The organism is Cognatundibacterium luofuense (assembly GCF_018139685.1).
Lineage (GTDB): Bacteria > Pseudomonadota > Gammaproteobacteria > Burkholderiales > Burkholderiaceae_D > Undibacterium > Undibacterium luofuense.
This window is the reverse complement of sequence record NZ_JAGSPN010000202.1, coordinates 1-414: the sequence shown is the minus strand read 5'-3', so window position 1 is coordinate 414 and position 414 is coordinate 1. Positions and strand designations below refer to the sequence as shown.

General features: G+C 52.2%; 1 pseudogene. It reads right to left on the bottom strand.

Annotation, left to right across the window (positions count from 1 at the left end):
* Positions 1 to 327, bottom strand: a pseudogene (locus KDM89_RS20030) (hypothetical protein); the annotation flags it as partial.
* Positions 328 to 414: the final 87 nt, after the last annotated feature.

Below are 414 nucleotides of genomic sequence, written 5' to 3'. Positions count from 1 at the left end.
CGGAGAAACCGCATCATACAAGGCCAGCGATTCCTGATCAAAGGGCAGCAACTGCCCCATCAATTGCTCAATATACGTCTTCACCGAAGCAATCTGTAAGCGCAGAAAAGCCTGCCGCGCTTTTTGCTCTACATCGCTGTCAGACAGCGCAGCGATGCGCCCCAATAAGTCAGCGGCCTGCTGCTGCAACTGCGCCAGCGGCAAGTGCTGTGCCTCATCGCGCCAGGCCTGCGGCCCGATGTAGGCATCGACGTAGCCGGGATCATGCAAACCGACGGCAAGGACTAGCCGGACATAGGCTTCAGCAATGGTAGAAAGTTCTGACATGGGTGACCCTTAGCAAAAACCGCTGAGAAAAAACACTGACTAAGAAATACTGAATAAGGAAATAATTTCCGTTTAGCATTGTGTATA